Source organism: Aquisediminimonas profunda, assembly GCF_019443285.1.
GTDB lineage: Bacteria > Pseudomonadota > Alphaproteobacteria > Sphingomonadales > Sphingomonadaceae > Aquisediminimonas > Aquisediminimonas profunda.
In genome coordinates, this window is the sequence record NZ_CP080327.1 from 2,527,550 (window position 1) to 2,546,144 (window position 18,595).

The following is an 18,595-nucleotide window of genomic DNA, read 5'->3' on the forward strand; positions in this document are numbered from 1 at the left end:
GGTGGATGCATGAGCTTGCACTTCCCCTTCTTATCGGATTGATTGCTGTTGCACTGGCTTTCGATTTTCTGAACGGTTTGCATGATGCAGCGAATTCCATCGCTACGGTCGTCGCAACTCGCTTGTTGAGCCCATTGAAGGCCGTTGCCTTTGCAGCTTTCTTCAATTTTACAGCCTATTTCCTCTCGATCATTTTTCCAAGTCTGCACAAGGTAGCCGAAACGATCGGCAAAGGCATTATCGACAAGGACCTCGTAACGCCTTCAGTCGTCTTTGGTGCCTTGATCGGGGCAATGTTCTGGAACGTCGTAACATGGTGGCGCGGAATCCCGTCCTCGTCGAGCCATGCTCTTGTTGGCGGGCTTGTGGGGGCAGGCGTCGCACACTCAGGTCTTAGCGGCATACAATGGGCTGGGCTTAACAAGACAGTTATCGCGATTTTTCTGTCGCCGATGCTCGGCATGCTATTGTCATTGTTGATCATGCTGGCTTCAAGCTGGACCTTCAACAATGCAACACCGCGCAGCGCTGAGGGGAGTTTCAAGTTTCTGCACATTGCCTCGTCTGCAACCTATTCAATAAGTCACGGCCTGAATGATGCTCAGAAGACAATGGGGATCATCACAGTCCTTCTATATTCCACCGGTTACCTGAAGGGCGACTTCCATGTCCCGCATTGGGTGGCGATAAGCTGCTATGTCGCCATTTCGCTTGGGACCTTGTCGGGTGGATGGAAAATCATTCAGACAATGGGAACGCGCATCACGAAATTGTCGCAACATCAAGGTTTCAGTGCGTCACTTGGCGGATCGGTGATGGTCTTCACGGCATCAGCATTGGGGATTCCGGTTTCGACGACACATACCATAACAGGTTGTATCATCGGGGCGGGAACGGCGCGGCGGACTTCATCGGTGCGTTGGGGTGTGGCAGGCAACGTGGTTATTGCGTGGATCATTACAATCCCAGCTTCAGCCTTGGTTGGTGCTCTATTCTATTGGCTAACAACACTTTTTTAGAGGCTGACAGGAACGCCAAACAGATCGTGCTCGTCGGCGTCCTCGATCTCTACCGAGGCAATTTCACCCGGCTTAAGGTGGCCGGCGTCTCGCAGGAAGACTGAACCATCGATCTCGGGCGCATCAGCTTTTGAACGACCCGTAGCGCCTCCGCTTTCATCGACTTCATCGATGATCACGTCCAGCCGCTTGCCAATCTTAGCGGCAAGTTTTGCCGCTGAAATCGCAGCAGTCTTTTCCATGATGCGCGCGTAACGCTCTTCCTTGAGGGCCTCTGGAACGGGATTGGGCAGGGCGTTGGCCGCGGCGCCCGAGACTGGCTCGAACCGAAATGCCCCGACTCGATCCAGTTGCGCCTCATCGAGCCAATCGAGCAGATATTGAAAGTCGTCTTCGGTCTCGCCCGGAAAGCCAACTACAAAGGTCGAGCGGATAGCAATGTCAGGACAGATTTCGCGCCAGCGCCTGACACGCTCGAGCACCCTTGCCTCATTTGCGGGACGCTTCATTGCCTTCAGAACGGCAGGTGCTGCATGTTGGAATGGTATATCCAGATACGGAAGCACAAGCCCTTCTGCCATCAGGGGAATAACCTGATCCACATGAGGGTAAGGGTAGACATAGTGCAGCCTCACCCATGCGCCAAGTTTGCCCAACTCCCGCGCCAGATCAGTCATGTGTGCTCTGACTTGCTGGCCTTTCCATTCTCTTGGCTGATGGCGAATGTCGACGCCATAGGCCGACGTGTCTTGAGAAATGACCAAAAGTTCGCGCGTACCTGCAGCAACGAGCTTTTCCGCCTCACGCAAGATCGCATCAGGTCTTCTGGAGACGAGGGCACCGCGGATGCTCGGAATGATGCAGAATGCGCAGGCGTGGTTACAGCCTTCCGAGATTTTCAGGTAGCTGTAATGCCGCGGAGTCAGTTTGAGACCGGCTTCAGGAACGAGGTCGACAAATGCATTCGGGACAGGCGGCGCTGCTTCATGCACAGCCTCAACAACGGCCTCATATTGATGCGGGCCACTGATCGCGAGGACTTCGGGGAAGCGGGCCCGGATCACGTCTGCTTCATTGCCCATGCACCCGGTCACAATAACGCGACCATTTTCCGCCATGGCCTCGCCGATTGCTTCCAGGCTTTCTTCCTTGGCTGAATCCAGAAAGCCACACGTGTTTACGAGAACAACGTCAGCGCCTGCATAATCAGGCGACAATCCGTAACCTTCAGCGCGCAGTTTCGTCAGTATCCTCTCGCTATCAACGAGAGCCTTGGGGCAGCCAAGCGAAACCATGCCGACTTTCGGCGGGGAGGGGAATGTTATTGCCATGATCGGGGGCGCCCATAAGCGCCATTTGCCGGAAAGTCACGAGTTGCTGTTTATGCAGCTGTAATTCGTTCCAAACCGCCCATATAAGGCTGCAGAACAGTTGGGACCGAAATACTGCCATCTGCTTTTTGGTAATTCTCGATCACTGCAACAAGGGCGCGGCCGACGGCAAGGCCCGACCCGTTTAATGTGTGGACAAAAACAGTTCCCTTCTCGCCCTCCCGGCGGAACCGGGCGTTCATTCGGCGCGCTTGGAAATCACCACAATTTGAGCAGCTTGAAATCTCGCGATACCGCTGTTGTCCCGGCAGCCAAACTTCAAGATCAAACGTCTTCTGCGCGGAAAAGCCCATATCTCCAGTGCACAGGAGCATGCGGCGGAAGGGAAGTTCGAGCTTTTCAAGAACAGCCTCCGCACATGACGTCATGCGTTCATGTTCTGCATCAGAATCCTCAGGCCGGACGATTGAAACAAGCTCCACTTTTTCAAACTGGTGCTGCCGGATCATACCTCGCGTGTCGCGTCCGGCGGCTCCGGCTTCCGAACGAAAACAGGGCGTAAGCGCCGTCAACCGGATCGGTAGCTCGCTTTCGACAAGGATCATGTCACGAACCATGTTGGTTAGGCTGACTTCAGCAGTAGGTATGAGCCACCGGCCATCGGTCGTCCGGAACTGGTCTTCGGCAAACTTCGGCAGTTGGCCTGTGCCATAAAGAGCCTCGTCACGGACCAGAACCGGCGGTGCCACCTCCTGATACCCAAACTCTCCTGTATGAAGATCGAGCATGAACTGCCCTAATGCCCGAGACAGCCGTGCAATGCCGCCGCGGAGGTATGCAAATCGGGCGCCGGCAACTTTTTGTGCTGTTTCGAAATCCAGGCCAAGCGCAGGGCCAATTTCGTGATGCTCACGGGGCTCGAACCCCTGTTCAATAATATCTCCCCGAACATGGATGACCACATTCTCGTTTTCGTCCGCGCCGATCGGCACAGAAATATCGGCAAGATTGGGTATCGATGCGAGCAGATCGTTCAGTCTTGACAGAGCCAAGCGCTCTTCCGCCTCAAGCGCGGGGATTTTGGCTTTGTACTCACTGACTTCAGCCATGAGCCGGTTGGCCTCTTCGTCGTCCTGCTGGGCCTTGGCCGCTCCGATGGCCTTGGATGCATCATTACGTGCGGCAAGCGAAGTCTGGAGTGCCTGAGTCAATTCCCGCCAATTCTCGTCTACGGCAAGAATTTCATTGGCCCGCGGTGAAAGGCCTCGCCGCGCAAGTGCCGTATCAAAGGCGGCAGGGTTATCACGAATTTGACGAATATCATGCATGAGACAGCGCTATGGCGGCAGGAATTGTCAGTCGCAAGCGCAATGCTCAATCAGGGTCGACGGGAACGCCGGGAATATGTTTGGACGTGCGAATAGTGAGCGATGTCTTTACGCCAGCCACGTTGGGAGCAGTCGTAAGTGACGACGTCAGGAACGATTGAAATTCCTGCAAGTCCCGCGCGACGATCTTTAGGATAAAGTCAATTTCTCCATTCAGCATGTGGCATTCCCGCACCGGCGCCAGCTTGGCAATATGGTCTTCAAAGGCACGCAAATCAGACTCGGCTTGGCTCTTGAGACTCACCATTGCGAACACAGTGATCGTGTATCCGAGTCGCGATGCGTTAAGCGAAGCATGATACCCTTCGATAATCCCGCTTTCCTCAAGTGCACGCACACGACGCAGGCAAGGAGGTGCCGTCAGCCCCACGTGTTCCGCCAGTTCGACGTTGGTCATCCGTCCATTCGCCTGAAGTTCTGCGAGAATTCGACGGTCGATCCTATCGAATGAAACTTGCGTCATTCGCCACTTATCCTTTCATCTAGCACCTCTTCGCTGTAATTTTCTTACAATGCAAGGCCATTGTGCCACTTTGCTACGCTTGAGTTTCGGTGCTTCCCGAGTGCCCCGCAAAGCGCTATCGAACAGTAACGGGGATAGAGACTGAGAGAGGTCGTGCTTTCGGTGCGTTTTGACGACCGCCTTAATACCATGCTGACGCAATCTGCCCCTGATGGAGCAGCAAGGGCCGCGCTTTGGGTACAAATTGCAGACATTGTTGCTCAGGAACGGATTCGAATCTCGCCCGAGAAAATGGCGGCGGCATTTGAACGGCTGCTTGCCTGGCGGGAGGACGTGCCAGTTTCTCGGCGCCGGGCAACGGCGCTTGCACTGTCTGACCATCCTGTTTCGCCAGAGATGGTCGACCTATTTGCAAAGGATTCGCCACAGGTCGCAGCACCCCTCCTGCTCCATGTGAAGCTGGATGATCAGGACTGGGTTCGCCTGATACCTGGTTGGCCGTCAACCAGCCGCGCTCTGGTGCGCGAAAGGCGTGACCTGCCTGATGAAACCCGCAGACTTCTTGGCGTTTATGGCAACGTAGATTTTGTGCTTCCCGGAGGAAGCGAGACCGCGGACTCCCATGAGTCTGCCATTCAGATTCGCGATCTGGTTGCACGGATCGAGGCTTACCGCCGAGATCATCGTCCTGCAGCAAGGAGCAGCCAGGAGCCGGAACGTCTCGAATTTTTCCGTTTCGAGGCAGGCGGTGATGGGATCATCAACTGGGTTGAAGGTGCGCCGCGCGGTCCTTTGATTGGTATCTCGCTTGCTGATATGGCCGAGCCCGGTGGCTATGGCGTTGATGGCCAGGCAGCTGGAGCTTGTCGACAGCGAGCTCAGTTTCGCGACGCACACCTTACAGTGGCTGGAGCCGGTGAAGCATCGGGGGCATGGCTTTTGTCTGCCAATCCACTTTTCAATAGGGAAGACGGTCGCTTTATTGGATATCGGGGATTCGCGAAACGCCCAGGACCAAGCTTGGCTGCGCCTTCAAAGCTGCTTGGCGATGGTCTTTCGCCTGATTCCATAAGGCAACTCACCCACGAACTAAGAACGCCACTGAATGCCATTCGCGGATTCGGCGAGATGATTGAGTCACGGCTATTGGGCCCCGTGGCTCAGCACTATCGTGAAATGGCCCGCAGTATTGTGAGTGATGCTTCAAGACTGATGGCTGTGATCGATGATCTCGATTCAGCCGCACGACTGGAAACGGGAGACTGGCCAGTTGAAGCATTGCCTGCGGAAGGCATCAGTCTGTCGACTGTCCTAGAGAGTATTGCGAGTGAGTTGGGCCCGCTCAGCGATGATCACGGAGCCAGAATCCGTATCGTTCTTGTGCGTCCAGTTCCCAATGCTCGAGCAGATCTGGTGACATGTCGTCGCCTTGTGGGCAGATTGTTGACTGCGGCGATTGAACTGGCCGTAAACGGCGAAGAATTGATCGCCAGACTCGATGTTGCGGGCACAGGCGTTACGCTTCAGGTTGACAGGCCATCGCGCATACAAGGGCTCACGCCCGAACAGATTTTGGCAACGGCAGCTGTCGGCGATGCAAGCTCTGCGGGAGATATCGCTTTAGGGCTAGGATTTACGATGCGCCTTATAGAAGCGATGGCGAAGCGGGCAGGGGGCTCCCTGGAAATTGGCCGAGAACGCATTAGCCTCGTCTTGCCGAGCGTCACTGCGGGTGCGGAAGAGAACAAGGAAAGCGGCTGAATTCTGCCCGCCGTGCAGAGCTTGTTTGGCAAATTGCGAAGCACGCTTGCGCGACTTGCCTTTGCTCAGCTATCGAACGCGTCGCAACGGGTATGGGCCTGTAGCTCAATGGTAGAGCCGGCCGCTCATAACGGCTTGGTTGGGGGTTCGAATCCCTCCGGGCCCACCAAATTTCGGCGTAAGTCCAAACAAAGCCGGTATCAATTTGAATATGCTTGCCTCGCTTTGCGCGCGGAGCGCGGAGGCAATCGTTACGGAGAGGTCGATTTCACTTGCGCCGCAAAGCGGCCATAAACTAAGGGCCGCTTCGGTCCGGGGAGTGGCGCAGCCTGGTAGCGCATCTGTTTTGGGAACAGAGGGTCGCAGGTTCGAATCCTGTCTCCCCGACCAATCATGCATTTCAAGCTTTGCGGAGCTGCCCGGCATGCAGTCTCCTGTGTCTTGCGAGGGTAGGGATGACAAAGGCAGGCCTGCGAAAGCTCTGGCTGCAGATGCATAAATGGATCGGCATCTGTTTGGCCGTACTGTTTGCCCCGCTTGCGTTCAGCGGATCAATGTTGGTCTGGCATGATGCGCTGGACTCTGCGCTCAACCCTCAACGGGAAATATCAGGCAATGGGCATGCGTCAAAGCCTGTATCTGCATATCTTGTCGCCGTGCAGGAGCAGATGGATGAAGGCTTTCAGGTTACCTCGGTAAGGTTTGAAGATGGCCGAGCGATGCTTGTCGTGGCGACCGACATGAAATTGCCTGACAGTACTTATAGCCCCCTTAACCGTACAAACTATTGGCTTGATCCGGCCGATGGCCGAATTCTCGAAAAGCGTGACCGTAGTGCCGGGTTCATGCCAGTCATGGAACGCCTCCACGACGGCCTTTTTATTCCGATGTATGGACGTCCCATAGTGGGTTTTCTGGGGCTGGCAATGTTCCTGTCTTGTGCGACCGGTCTCTGGCTCTGGTGGCCGGTATCCGGCAGCCCTGCCAAGGGCCTGAGGTGGCGCCGAAGCAATGACACATTCGGAAACGTCCATCATGTCGCCGGTTTCTGGATAAGCCTACCGTTGGCCATGTTGGCACTCACGGGCGCTTGGATAGCCTTTCCCGAGATTGCAGCGACACTCTCCGGCAGAACTGCACCCAGCTTGGAGGAACGGATGGCCCAAATGCGGGCGTTGCCGCTGCGGAAAACCAATCTTTGGCCGGATGCAGTTGTCGCAAAGGCGCTCGAAAAGCAGCCCGGGCCGTTGGCATCCATTTCTTGGCCTACTGAACTTGATCCGGCGTGGAAGGTTGGCATTAAAACGGCCGAAAAACCTGTTCAGGTCTGGGTCGATGACAAAACGGGAATCGCAAATACGGGGGGAGGCATGCGTTCCGGTCGGATCGGGCAGATGCTCAGAAGGATGCATGAAGGCGCCGAAATGGGCACCGTTTGGCAAGCAATGATATTCTTGGCAGGCCTCGTTCCTACAATATTGGGCGTCACCGGAATCGTGATGTGGTGGCGGTCAAGACAGTGGCGTGCAGACGTTGCCGAGAGAAGCAAGTCCGTTAAAGCTCAAATCTGACGCCCTGTGCAAGTGGCAGATCGCTCGAATAGTTTATCGTGCTGGTCTGGCGCCGCATGTAGGCCCGCCAACTGTCGGAGCCGGACTCCCGACCGCCGCCGGTTTCCTTTTCCCCGCCGAATGCTCCGCCAATCTCGGCACCTGACGTCCCAATGTTGACATTGGCAATACCGCAGTCGCTGCCGGTTGCTGACGTAAAGAGTTCCGCTTCGCGCACATCATTTGTAAAGACGCTGGAAGACAAACCCTGCGGCACGCCGTTGACCAGGGCTATCGCTTCCTCGAATTCAGAATAGCTGAAAAGATAGAGGATTGGCGCAAATGTTTCGATCATCGCTGGGCCAGCCTGAGCCTGAAGTTCGACAATTGCAGGGCGCACATAAACACCCTCGCACACGATCCGTTCGCCTCCCGTCACTTTGCCGCCCGCGATACGCGCATCTGCCAGCGCAGCTTCCATTGTTGCAAAAGCCGATTCGTCAATAAGAGGTCCCACAAGCATTGTCGGATCTCTTGGATCGCCTATCCAGATGGAAGCAGCAGCAGAGCGCAGTCGGGCGACGAAGCTATCATACAGGCTTTCATGAACGATAAGTCGTCTGAGAGATGTGCAACGCTGACCTGTCGTTCCCATGAAGCCAAAGGCACATGCGCGCAGTGCAAGATCGAGGTCAGCTGAAGGTGCTACTATTGACGCATTGTTACCGCCAAGCTCCAGCAGAGAACGACCGAATCGTTGCGCAACTCGTGCTCCAACACTTCGTCCCATCGCAGTGCTGCCTGTTGCGGAGACAAGGGCAATTGCTGGATGGTCGGCCAGCATTTGTCCAAGATCTGCACCGCCAATAAGGACCGAGGAGAGGCCTTCAGGTGCATCCTTGCCGAACTCTTCGATAGCCAGTGCCAGGATCGCCTGAACTGCAAGCGAGACCAAAGGCGTCTTTTCAGAGGGCTTCCAGATAATTGGGTCGCCGCACACGAGCGCAAGCGTGGCGTTCCATGCCCAAACGGCGACTGGAAAATTGAAGGCTGAAATGATGCCGACAACGCCCAGCGGGTGCCAGCTTTCCATCATCCGGTGTCCGGGGCGTTCACTGGCAATTGTCAATCCGTAGAGCTGCCGAGACAGACCCACGGCGAAATCGCATATATCTATCATTTCCTGGACTTCTCCGAGTCCTTCGGAAATCGGCTTTCCACATTCCAGCGTTACAAGCTGCGCCAAGGGTTCCTTGTGTTCACGAAGCAATTGTCCAAATACCCTGACAAGCTCGCCCCGACGCGGCGCCGGAACCTTGCGCCAGTGCAGAAAGGCACTCCTGGCCAATTCAATCATTGCGGCAGCTTCTTTGAGGGTCGTCCCGACCACTGAACCGGCAGTACGACCGTCAATCGGGCTCACAATGGGTAAATCACCACCCAGAGAGAAGCTGAAAATTCGCGCGAGATCTTCGATGTCTTCGGCAGGACTTTTCACTTTTCTTCCGCACCTTTTTCAGCCGGACGAGCTCTGGCCATGGCCGCCGCCGCTTCATCCTTTTTGGCGCCTTCCTCGATTTGCTTGATCAGCTGGTCGGTTGTGGCATTGGCTGCCTTTTCGAGCGATTCCGCCTGATTTTCTATCGCTGCCTCATTGGATTCCTGAACCTGACTTCCGCATGCAGAGAGCAGTATGCACAAGACAAACAGGGGCGGCATCCTATTGAGGCCGGCAAGGCGTCCGAAGTTTGAATACTGGTCAAGGCTCACTTTTTCCATTCCTGCTGGCTAACGCCTTGGCGGGCGTTTGCCAATGCCATGGCACTTCGCTAGTGAGCCGCCAAATCCACTATTCCTCGTCCTGAAAGACCGACCAATGGCCGTCCAATACTCCTATGTCATGAAAGGCCTGACCAAGACCTTCCCCGGCGCGCCCAAGCCAGTGCTCAACAATATCCACCTGCAGTTCTTGCCGGGCACCAAGATCGCGATCATTGGTGTCAATGGCGCGGGCAAGTCCACCCTCATGAAAATCATGGCGGGGATCGACAAGGACTATTCAGGCGAGGCTTGGGCAGGTGAGGGTATTCGTGTCGGCTACCTGGCGCAGGAACCACAATTGGATCCGAGCAAGACGGTCAAGGAAAACGTCATGGACGGCGTGCGCGAAGTCGCCGACATGATGGATCGCTTCAACGAAATTTCGATGATCATGGGTGATCCGCCTGAGGATGCGGATTTTGACGCCTTGATGGAAGAAATGGGCACTCTTCAGGAAAAGATCGATGCAGTAGACGGGTGGACGCTCGACAACCAGCTCGAGATCGCGATGGAAGCCTTGCGTTGCCCACCCGGCGAGGCTGGAGTGGAAAATCTTTCTGGCGGTGAGCGCCGCCGTGTGGCCCTGTGCAGGCTGCTCTTGGAAAAGCCGGAAATTCTGCTTCTCGATGAACCGACCAACCATCTTGATGCTGAAAGCGTGCAATGGCTTGAAAAGCATCTGATCGACTATGCGGGTAACGTCATCCTCGTCACCCATGATCGCTACTTTCTCGACAATGTCGTGGGCTGGGTCCTTGAAATCGATCGAGGCCGAGGCATCCCGTTTGAAGGCAATTATTCGGCTTGGCTTGAAGCGCAGGGCAAGCGCCTTGAACAGGAAGATCGCGAGGATCAGAGTCGACAAAAGGCAATTCAGGAAGAACTCAAGTGGATTCGGCAATCGCCCAAGGCTCGGCAAACTAAATCAAAAGCTCGTATTCGGGCATTCGATGAACTCGTGGAACGACAGGCGGATCGCCGACCTGGCGCTGCGCAAATCCTGATCCAGATTCCGGAACGGCTTGGTGGAAAGGTCATCGAAGCGAAGAATCTCACCAAGGCTTATGGTGATAAGCTCTTGTTCGAAGACCTGAGCTTCACTTTGCCTCCGGGCGGCATTGTAGGTGTGATCGGTCCAAACGGGGCGGGCAAATCGACTCTTTTCAAACTTATCACCGGCCAGGAACAACCCGACGGCGGCACAATCGATATCGGAGAAACAGTGCGTTTGGGCTACGTCGACCAATCGCGTGACGCCCTGGACCCGAAAAAGAACGTCTGGGAGGAAGTCTCCGGCGGTAACGAGCGTTTCTACTTCGGCAAGCACGAAGTGAACACCCGTGCCTATGTCGGTGCATTCAATTTCAAGGGCACCGATCAGCAAAAGAAAGTCGGTCAGCTTTCGGGCGGTGAACGCAATCGTGTCCATATGGCCAAGATGCTGGCGGCTGGTGGCAATGTCCTTTTGCTCGACGAACCCACCAATGACCTCGACGTCGAAACGCTACGTGCCCTGGAAGAGGCATTGGAAGAATTCGCCGGGTGCGCAGTTGTGATCAGCCATGATCGCTTCTTCCTCGACCGTCTTGCAACGCACATTCTTGCGTTTGAAGGGGACAGCCATGTCGAATGGTTCGAAGGAAATTTTGACAGCTATGAGGAAGACAAGCGGCGCAGACTGGGCGACGCCGCGGATCGACCGACAAGACTGGCTTACAAGAAGCTGACTCGCTAGCGCCCAAGCGTGACGGTCGTTTGAGGCGGTTCTGGGTGCCGCCTCACCTTAACGCCCTTAAGCCAGAGTTTGAGGGCCTCCAAATGGATGCCTGCCACGACGCGCAGCGTAAGCAGAGGCAAACCAAGCAAGAGGCCAAGCAGTGCACTGTCATCAAGGGGTCGGCGCTTGCCGACGAAACTTGCGACGATCAGTTTGCTGCCTTGGTCACTTCCGGTCACAGTGAGGCTCACTGCATTGCCAGGAGGCCTCAGTGCAAATTCGTAGTGCATGTCCATGTCCATGAAGGGTGAGACGTAGAGTGCCTTGTGGCAGCTTTGGTGTACGACACCGGCGTCCATATCCGCGCGGATCACATAAAAATGTCGTTCTCCGAAAGTATTGGTCACTTCATAGATCGTTGCCCTGAGGCCGCCATTGCGTGCATAGCAGAACCAAGTCGAAATCGGGTTGAAAACATGGCCCAGAATGCGCGGCATGGTCAGCAGGCGTACCGGGCCGCCATCAAAATCGATCCCCGTCTTCAAGAGCAGCGCCTCCACCTGTTCGCGCAGGTCGCGACCTGTGCGATCGCCATAGTCGTGGTCATGAAATGCAATAAGGTTGAATCGGTTGCGCGAGAACAGCCGCATCCGGCCAGCGAGTCCATCCAGTTCATCCACGTCGAAAAACAGTTGTGCCATACGGTAGCGGAGTCGGTGCGGCTTTGGCCGAAACCGCTGGTGCACAACGATGCCCGTATAGAGGGCCGAACCGATCAAGCGGCCAAACCCAGCGGCGCCATTGAAATGTGAAGCCGGTCCGAAGGGTTGGCGAGCAACCAGGGCCGCCGCGCACCCAGCGCTTCTGCAACGGCTAGCCCTGCCTGCAAGCCGTCTTCATGAAAACCTGCTCCGAAATATGCCCCGCAATACCAGGTGTTGCGATCACCCTGGAGTGGCCAGAGAGCCTTTTGCGCGGCGAGGGCGGCATTGTCGAAGATGGGATGGTCGAAGGCAACGCTGTCGATGACTCTACCTGCCCGCACGGGCTGACGCGGATTGAGCGTGACGATCAACGGGCGGGGATGGTCTATTCCCTGCAGTCGGTTCATCCAGTAGCTGACACAAAGATCGTTCGTTGCGCCGTCCGGTCTGCGGCGACCGAGATAATTCCAGCTCGACCAGGTCTGCCGGCGTTTGGGCATCAGTGCCGGGTCATCATGCAAGACTGCCACATTGCGGCTGTAGCGGAATGCAGACAGGAGCCGACGTTCTGCGTCCGATGAATCGCCAAGCATCGCAAGCGCCTGGTCGGCATGGGTTGCGATGACGACGTGATCAAATAGCTCGGTATGACCGGAAAGATCAGTGACCTGAGCCTGTCCGTGCATGCGAACAATCCGGGAAACGCCACGATCGAAGCATGCCTTACCACTGAATTGGGACAGCATTGCATCGACATAGGTCCGGCTGCCGCCCGCAACGGTCCGCCAGCGCGGCCGATCGCGAATTTTGAGCAAACCATGATTTTCGCAAAACCGGATAAAGGCCTCGGCAGGGTAATCGAGAACAACGGGCGTCGGCATGGACCAGATCGCAGCCGCCATCGGCAGAAGGTGGTCGTCGCGGAAGGCGCGCCCATAACGATGTTCGGCCAGGAATTCGTCCAATGTTGCAAGACCGAGCTTGCCGGCGTGGGCAGGCGCCTCGCGATAGAAGCGGAAAACGTCTCGCAACATTGACCAGAATCTGGGCCTGAAAAGATTCCTGCGTTGGGCGAACAGGCCCTTCAGGTCCTCGCTCCCCGAGTATTCGAGCGCTCCGTCATCAAGCGACACGGCAAATGACATGTCCGATGACTTTGTCTCGACACCGAGGTGCGCAAAAAGCCGTGTGAGGTTTGGGTAAGTCGTCTCGTTATAGACGATAAAGCCGGTATCGACAGGAGTAATCAGACCGTTGCCCAGATCCACATCAATCGTTCTACTGTGCCCGCCGGCTCGAGAGTCACTCTCAAACAGGACGACATCGTGGCTACGTCCGAGCATCCACGCTGCGCTCAGCCCTGAAATGCCGCTGCCAACCACTGCAATGCGCTCTCGCTTGCCGCGGGTTGTGTTCTTGAAAGGCTCCTCACTCAACGGGTTCGCCTGATCCATACCAGCCTCGATCTGCATCGAAGCGAACAAATTGCGGCCTCGATGCATCCAATACCGTGAAAAGCGGGGAATGGATGATGGTGAGTTCAGATTTGCGATGGAGATTGAAATGAAAGGCTTTGCATCTGCCGATTTGATCGCCCGTGCAGTCAGCTGGGTGGAAAGGACCGCCTTACCGGACTCATTGACGAGGGCCGGCATATGGTTGCTCTGCGAGCGAACGTCCAAACGCCTGGCGGCCCAGGCACGCGGCAGTGACAGAGTCTTTGCTGCGGAAATGAATATGCGGCCCATTGCCGAACATGCTGCTTCGGCAAATGAACAGCATTATGAACTGCCAGCCGAATTTTTTGCCCTGACACTTGGTCACAGGCGGAAATACAGTTGCTGCCATTATCCGGATAACGATGTTTCGCTGTCCAGGGCAGAAGACTTAGCACTAGCTGAGACAGTCAATCGGGCGCAAATCCGAGACGGGCAGCAAATCCTTGAGCTTGGTTGCGGTTGGGGCTCCCTGAGCCTTTATTTGGCCGAGCATTTCCCGCGAGCCAGCATCACTGCGGTGTCAAACTCTTCTTCCCAACGCGCCTATATCGAGGGTGTGGCGCGGCAGCGGGGTTTCACAAACCTGATAGTCCTGACATCTGACATGAACGAGTTCGACATCGAAGGAAGATTCGACAGGATCGTGTCTGTCGAGATGTTTGAACACATGGCCAATTGGAATGCTCTGCTTGGCCGCGCGCGAAAATGGCTCCAACCGGACGGCAAGCTGTTTGTCCATATCTTTACGCACGCGACAGCGAGTTACCGTTTCGACCATCGCAACCCGGCAGACTGGATCGCAAGACACTTCTTCACGGGAGGAATCATGCCAAGCGAAAAACTCTTTTGGCACGTCTCGCATCAATTTGAGATTGAAGAGCAGTGGCGCTGGAGCGGAACTCACTATGCCCGCACCGCAAGGGATTGGCTGGCGAATTTCGACAGAAATATTGCCGAGGTCCGGCGCATCCTCAAGACAGTCTATGGCGAAGATGCGAGCCTGTGGGAAAGGCGCTGGCGGTTGTTCTTTTTGGCGACCGCCGGCTTGTTTGGCCATCGGTCAGGTCGTGTCTGGGGAGTAAGTCATTACCTCCTGAAACCTGCCGTCGCTTTGTAACCTCAAGCGATTTGAAATGTGCCTTTTGCCTCATCAAGCACAAACAGTTCGCCACCGTCGATTGCAAACCAGGCTCCATGTAATGCCAGTTGACCTGTTGCTTCCCGCTCCCGAATGCAGGCAAATGTCCTTAAATTGGCCAGGCTGACCTTTACGGCTTCGTGTTCCATTGCCCGAATGGCAGCAGGACTCTGATCGGTGCCGTATTCGTCGACGACTTTTGCGCGCGCATCGTCCAACATGTCGATCCAGCGCGAGATAAATCCGCCTTCGCCAGGCTTTGCATTCTTGAAATTTTGCGAAAGCGCCGCAGAGCACCCGCCGCACGCGCCATGTCCCATGACAAGGATTTCCGACACTTCCAGTTGCGTTACGGCGAACTCTAGGGCTGCTGAAACGCCATGACGTCCGCCGCCCAGCTCGAATGGCGGCACAAGGTTGGCAACATTGCGCACGACAAACATCTCACCCGGCGACGCATCGAAAATTGTCGATGGATCAACCCGGCTGTCGGAACAGGCTATGACCATTATCCTGGGAGCCTGGCCTTCGGCCAGTTCCGCCCAGCGCTCTCTCTGATTGGACCAGCCGCTTTTCCGGAATCGTTGATAACCGGAGATCAAATCAGCAAAATCAGTCATGGTGTCCGCGATAAGGAGCAGGGCTGGGGCTGGCAAGTCTTCATGCTGGACGCTAAGGCAGGGACATGACCATTGCTGCAAAACACGAGCGTCAACGAAAGCCCGACTGGATTCGGGTAAAGGCTCCCACTTCTGTTGGCTTTGCCGAAACGCGCGCCTTGATGCGTCGGCTGAATCTGGCGACGGTGTGTGAGGAAGCTGCGTGCCCCAACATTGGCGAATGCTGGACAAAAAAGCACGCCACTGTGATGATCCTCGGTGACACATGCACGCGCGCCTGTGCTTTTTGCAATGTGAAGACGGGGATGCCACGTGCAGTGGATCCTTTGGAGCCCGAGCATGTGGCCGTCGCTGCAGCCGAGCTCGGACTGCAACATATAGTGGTCACGTCTGTCGATCGCGATGACCTTGCAGACGGTGGCGCTTCTCAGTTCGTCAGGGTGATCGAAGCGCTACGACGCACCACGCCCGCGACCACAATCGAGATATTGACGCCCGATTTCCGCAACAAGGCTGAGGCGGCAGTTGAATCAATTATCGCTGCAAGACCAGACGTTTACAATCATAACCTCGAAACAGTTCCAAGACTATATCCGACTATCAGGCCTGGCGCGCGCTATTATGCCTCTTTGCGTCTGCTCGAAAGCGTAAAGCGGCACGATCCATCCATTTTCACAAAATCCGGCATCATGCTTGGCTTGGGGGAAGAGCGGATGGAGGTTCATCAGGTTATGGATGACATGCGTTCAGCCGATGTCGATTTTCTGACTATGGGACAATATCTCCAGCCGACGCCACGCCACGCAAAAGTTGCAGATTTCGTGAGTCCGCAAAGCTTCGATGCCTATGCGGCAATCGCGCGAGCAAAAGGTTTTCTCCTTGTTGCTTCGAGTCCGCTTACGCGGTCCAGTTATCACGCGGATCGAGACTTTGCAGCCATGCAGCAAGCCCGAGCAAAAAACCTTGCCGCCGCTGGACAAAATGCCTCGGCATAGCGAATTGCGCATCCTGCCCTGGTCGGCCGCTCAAATGTTCGATCTGGTGGCAGATGTCAGCCGCTACGGTGAATTCCTGCCTTGGGTCAGTGCCGTGCGTGTCAGATCAAACAGCGAGACCGAAATGGTTGCCGACCTGATCGTAGGGTTCAAGGGTTTGCGGGAAAACTTTACATCCCGTGTGCACAAATCTCGCGCGACAAGCATACGTGTCGACTATGTTGATGGTCCCTTGAAGTTTCTTCACAATCAATGGTTGTTTGCTGATCTTCCCGAAGGGGGGTCCACGATCGATTTTACCGTCGACTTTGCATTCAAATCAAAAATATTTGAGTCACTTGCAGGCCAAGTGTTCGAACGGGCTCTCAACAAGATGACAGACGCATTCGTCGGCCGTGCCGAAGCACTCTATGGCATGAGCAGCTTCAATGCGACAAGTGCCGCCTGAAGGCGGATACCACCCCGCCCAGTGTCGGCAAATTGGCGGGTATCGGCGATAACATCTTCAGACTCTTTTCCTTTTTGAGCCCGTGCGAAGACGACCGTCCCGACGGGCTTTTGTTCGCTGCCGCCATCAGGTCCGGCAATTCCTGTGATAGCCACTGCGACATCGGCCTGAGAGCGTGTCAACGCGCCCTGCGCCATGGCCCACGCCGTCGCGATCGATACGGCACCAAATGTTTCCAGGATATTTGAATCGACAGCCAACATGTCCATTTTGGCTTCGTTTGAGTAGGTTATGTAACCCGCCTCAAACACGCCAGAGGAACCGGCTATAGCGGTCAAGGCGGCGGACACGAGACCACCGGTACAACTTTCTGCAACCACGACCCGGCGCCCTGCAGCGAGATTGGCTGTTACGACACGACGGGCTTCGTCAATCAATGCAGGGTCAAGACAATCGTCCATGGTTTCAGTTTCCACCATTCGGGGCTGCGCACATCTTGAAGGGTGGCTTCTTTTGTTTGTCGCCCGTCCCTAGTTCCATGAGTGTGGTTATCAGCATTGCCATATTGTGCGTCGGCAATGGCTGCAGAATATCAACGAGGCGATCGATCTTTGAGCAATCCCCCGGCTTGACCTTTTCGGCCATACCGGCTCCAAACGCAGCGTCGATTAGGCCGCGCGCGGCTGGCTCGCCAAGAGTTTTCGTGAGGTCCAGACCGGACATCTTGTCGAACGCCACGCGAGCGACGGGCCATGCCTTGTCCGCATCGACCTGGTAACGGGCCGCAATGACGGGCCCGGATTGCGCAAGCGCCGTTGTCGCGGGAAGCAGGGGAGAGCATTTGGTCGTCACCGCACGAACGGCAGACGGCAATGCATAGGTCACCAGCGCCTCTGCTTCCGGCGGTGTCAGGCATGATTTTGCGGATTGCGCGGCCGCTTGCCCAGGCAGAGCGACCAAGGCCACGGCCAAAACCCAATTTCTCATTTTACATCCTCACTGTCGCAATGGCCTGCGCCGCTATGCCTTCGCCGCGGCCTGTAAAGCCCAAACCCTCGGTGGTTGTCGCTTTTACACTTGTTCGCCCAATGTCGATGCACAGCATCTCGGCCAAACGGGCCCGCATCCTTTCACGGTGGGGACCGATCTTTGGAGCCTCGCAGATGAGTGTCAGGTCAACATAGTCGATAACGCCACCGCGCGAGGCCACCAATGCCCTCGCATGATCGACGAACACGGAAGACGCCGCGCCTTTCCACTTCGGGTCGCTTGGCGGAAAATGGCTTCCGATATCGCCTTCGCCAATTGCCCCGAGTATGGCATCGACAACGGCGTGAAGAGCGACATCGGCATCGGAGTGGCCAGCCAAACCAAAATCATGGTCCAGTTTGATCCCGCACAACCACAGCTCTTTGCCGCGTTCGAGCCGGTGTACATCAAAGCCAAGGCCTGTCCGCACCGTGGCGACGCTCTCGTGAGCCCTTGAGAGATCCGGCGAATGCGTAATCTTTTCTAGTGCCGCGTCACCTTCCACAATCGAAACCTCATATCCTGCAGCTCGCGCCATTTGGGCATCATCTGTAGCAATTCCGCCATTCCAGTGCTTGTGTGACGTCATGATTGCATCAAAACGGAAGGCTTGTGGCGTCTGTATCCGCATTAGCCCAGAACGATCGACGGTATCGCCAAGTGTCCCGTGACCGTGCGCGAGCGTATCGACCACGGGAAGGGCAGGCACGACACCTGCGGACTTGTCGAGCGCAGCGATAAGACGATTAATGACTTCCGCGGACAGAAATGGGCGAGCCGCGTCATGTATCAGAACTTTTGAAACGCCATGACTGGCAAGGGCTGAAAGTCCGGCACGGACCGAATCTTGCCGCTCAGCACCGCCAATCACGATTGCGGCCACCGCCCGATCCCCCAATGCGTGTCGAGCAAGGTCCTGCTGGTTTTCGCCGATCACCACACATGTCACATCGATATCCGGGTGGGCAAGAAACGCGTCGACGGAATGAGCCAGCACGGCCTTGCCGCCAAGCGGAGCAAACTGCTTCGGGACCGCGCCTCCGGCGCGATCGCCTTTGCCAGCAGCAACAATGAGGGCAGCTATGCTCATGGGCGGGCCCTTAGCTTTGTCG

At 55.9% G+C, this 18,595-nt stretch carries 18 protein-coding genes and 2 tRNA genes; 9 read left to right on the top strand and 11 right to left on the bottom strand.

The genetic code is table 11. The features are described from left to right. Positions 1-5 precede the first annotated feature (5 nt). A complete protein-coding gene (locus K0O24_RS12540; protein WP_219893072.1) occupies positions 6-1,019 on the top strand; it encodes an inorganic phosphate transporter in 1,014 nt (337 codons plus the stop codon). On the opposite strand, the gene rimO is transcribed toward K0O24_RS12540, so the two are convergent. The 3 genes from rimO to K0O24_RS12555 are packed head-to-tail and all read right to left on the bottom strand — an operon-like array spanning position 1,016 to position 4,201. Beyond that, positions 1,016-2,350 carry a 30S ribosomal protein S12 methylthiotransferase RimO gene (gene rimO / locus K0O24_RS12545; RefSeq protein WP_219893073.1) on the bottom strand — a complete coding sequence of 445 codons (1,335 nt, stop codon included), beginning with the start codon at positions 2,348-2,350 and terminating at the stop codon, positions 1,016-1,018. The two genes, K0O24_RS12540 and rimO, sit on opposite strands and share 4 nt — an antisense overlap. Before the next feature lie 50 nt (positions 2,351-2,400). Further along, positions 2,401-3,678, bottom strand: a complete 1,278-nt coding sequence (gene serS / locus K0O24_RS12550) for a serine--tRNA ligase (RefSeq protein WP_219893074.1) — start codon at positions 3,676-3,678, stop codon at positions 2,401-2,403. A gap of 46 nt (positions 3,679-3,724) precedes the next feature. After that, a complete protein-coding gene (locus tag K0O24_RS12555; RefSeq protein ID WP_219893075.1) occupies positions 3,725-4,201 on the bottom strand; it encodes an Lrp/AsnC family transcriptional regulator in 477 nt (158 codons plus the stop codon). A 189-nt stretch (positions 4,202-4,390) separates the two neighbouring features. On the opposite strand from K0O24_RS12555, the gene K0O24_RS12560 reads away from it, so the two are divergent. The 4 genes from K0O24_RS12560 to K0O24_RS12575 all read left to right on the top strand — a co-directional run bounded on the left by K0O24_RS12560 (position 4,391) and on the right by K0O24_RS12575 (position 7,533). Next, a complete protein-coding gene (locus tag K0O24_RS12560) occupies positions 4,391-5,962 on the top strand; it encodes a sensor histidine kinase (RefSeq protein ID WP_219893076.1) in 1,572 nt (523 codons plus the stop codon). A 94-nt stretch (positions 5,963-6,056) separates the two neighbouring features. Continuing rightward, positions 6,057-6,131: transfer RNA gene (locus K0O24_RS12565), tRNA-Ile, on the top strand. Between the two features lie 144 nt (positions 6,132-6,275). Further along, a tRNA-Pro gene (locus K0O24_RS12570) sits at positions 6,276-6,352 on the top strand. A 65-nt stretch (positions 6,353-6,417) separates the two neighbouring features. After that, complete coding sequence (locus K0O24_RS12575) at positions 6,418-7,533, top strand: PepSY-associated TM helix domain-containing protein (RefSeq protein WP_219893077.1); 1,116 nt, start codon at positions 6,418-6,420, stop codon at positions 7,531-7,533. Here the strand turns inward: K0O24_RS12575 and amaB are convergent. Both amaB and K0O24_RS12585 read right to left on the bottom strand, forming a co-directional pair. Continuing rightward, positions 7,517-9,010 carry an L-piperidine-6-carboxylate dehydrogenase gene (gene amaB / locus K0O24_RS12580; RefSeq protein WP_246610995.1) on the bottom strand — a complete coding sequence of 498 codons (1,494 nt, stop codon included), beginning with the start codon at positions 9,008-9,010 and terminating at the stop codon, positions 7,517-7,519. The genes K0O24_RS12575 and amaB overlap by 17 nt on opposite strands. After that, on the bottom strand, positions 9,007-9,291 hold the full coding sequence (locus K0O24_RS12585) for a hypothetical protein (protein WP_219893078.1): 285 nt from the start codon (positions 9,289-9,291) through the stop codon (positions 9,007-9,009). Before K0O24_RS12585 ends, amaB begins: the two co-directional genes overlap by 4 nt. A 97-nt stretch (positions 9,292-9,388) precedes the next feature. Between K0O24_RS12585 and ettA the strand changes: the two genes are divergently transcribed. Then, positions 9,389-11,068, top strand: a complete 1,680-nt coding sequence (gene ettA / locus K0O24_RS12590) for an energy-dependent translational throttle protein EttA (protein ID WP_219893079.1) — start codon at positions 9,389-9,391, stop codon at positions 11,066-11,068. Here ettA and K0O24_RS12595 read toward each other — a convergent pair. Beyond that, positions 11,065-11,829 (bottom strand): DUF1365 domain-containing protein, encoded by a 765-nt coding sequence (locus K0O24_RS12595; protein ID WP_246610996.1) that lies wholly within the window; start codon positions 11,827-11,829, stop codon positions 11,065-11,067. The genes ettA and K0O24_RS12595 overlap by 4 nt on opposite strands. Then, complete coding sequence (locus tag K0O24_RS12600) at positions 11,826-13,502, bottom strand: NAD(P)/FAD-dependent oxidoreductase (RefSeq protein WP_246610997.1); 1,677 nt, start codon at positions 13,500-13,502, stop codon at positions 11,826-11,828. The genes K0O24_RS12595 and K0O24_RS12600 overlap by 4 nt, the downstream gene beginning before the upstream one ends. Here K0O24_RS12600 and K0O24_RS12605 point away from each other — a divergent pair. Continuing rightward, entirely contained in the window at positions 13,486-14,370 is an 885-nt protein-coding gene (locus K0O24_RS12605; protein WP_246610998.1) for an SAM-dependent methyltransferase, read from the top strand. The genes K0O24_RS12600 and K0O24_RS12605 overlap by 17 nt on opposite strands. A 2-nt stretch (positions 14,371-14,372) precedes the next feature. Here the strand turns inward: K0O24_RS12605 and K0O24_RS12610 are convergent, their stop codons facing one another. Further along, entirely contained in the window at positions 14,373-15,011 is a 639-nt protein-coding gene (locus tag K0O24_RS12610; protein WP_219893081.1) for a carbonic anhydrase, read from the bottom strand. 65 nt (positions 15,012-15,076) lie between these two features. Here K0O24_RS12610 and lipA point away from each other — a divergent pair, with 65 nt between their 5' ends. Together lipA and K0O24_RS12620 are read left to right on the top strand one after the other, a co-directional pair. Continuing rightward, positions 15,077-16,006, top strand: a complete 930-nt coding sequence (lipA, locus tag K0O24_RS12615) for a lipoyl synthase (RefSeq protein WP_219893082.1) — start codon at positions 15,077-15,079, stop codon at positions 16,004-16,006. Further along, positions 15,993-16,454, top strand: a complete 462-nt coding sequence (locus K0O24_RS12620) for a type II toxin-antitoxin system RatA family toxin (RefSeq protein ID WP_219893083.1) — start codon at positions 15,993-15,995, stop codon at positions 16,452-16,454. The genes lipA and K0O24_RS12620 overlap by 14 nt, the downstream gene beginning before the upstream one ends. Here the strand turns inward: K0O24_RS12620 and K0O24_RS12625 are convergent. From K0O24_RS12625 to K0O24_RS12635, 3 genes are read right to left on the bottom strand one after another with little or no spacing between them, the layout of a single operon-like run. After that, a complete protein-coding gene (locus tag K0O24_RS12625; protein ID WP_219893084.1) occupies positions 16,415-16,915 on the bottom strand; it encodes a CinA family protein in 501 nt (166 codons plus the stop codon). The two genes, K0O24_RS12620 and K0O24_RS12625, sit on opposite strands and share 40 nt — an antisense overlap. A gap of 4 nt (positions 16,916-16,919) precedes the next feature. After that, positions 16,920-17,441, bottom strand: coding sequence for a hypothetical protein (locus K0O24_RS12630; RefSeq protein WP_219893085.1), 522 nt, complete (start codon positions 17,439-17,441; stop codon positions 16,920-16,922). A 1-nt stretch (position 17,442) separates the two neighbouring features. Further along, a complete protein-coding gene (locus K0O24_RS12635) occupies positions 17,443-18,573 on the bottom strand; it encodes a bifunctional 2-C-methyl-D-erythritol 4-phosphate cytidylyltransferase/2-C-methyl-D-erythritol 2,4-cyclodiphosphate synthase (RefSeq protein ID WP_219893086.1) in 1,131 nt (376 codons plus the stop codon). Between the last annotated feature and the right edge of the window lie 22 nt (positions 18,574-18,595).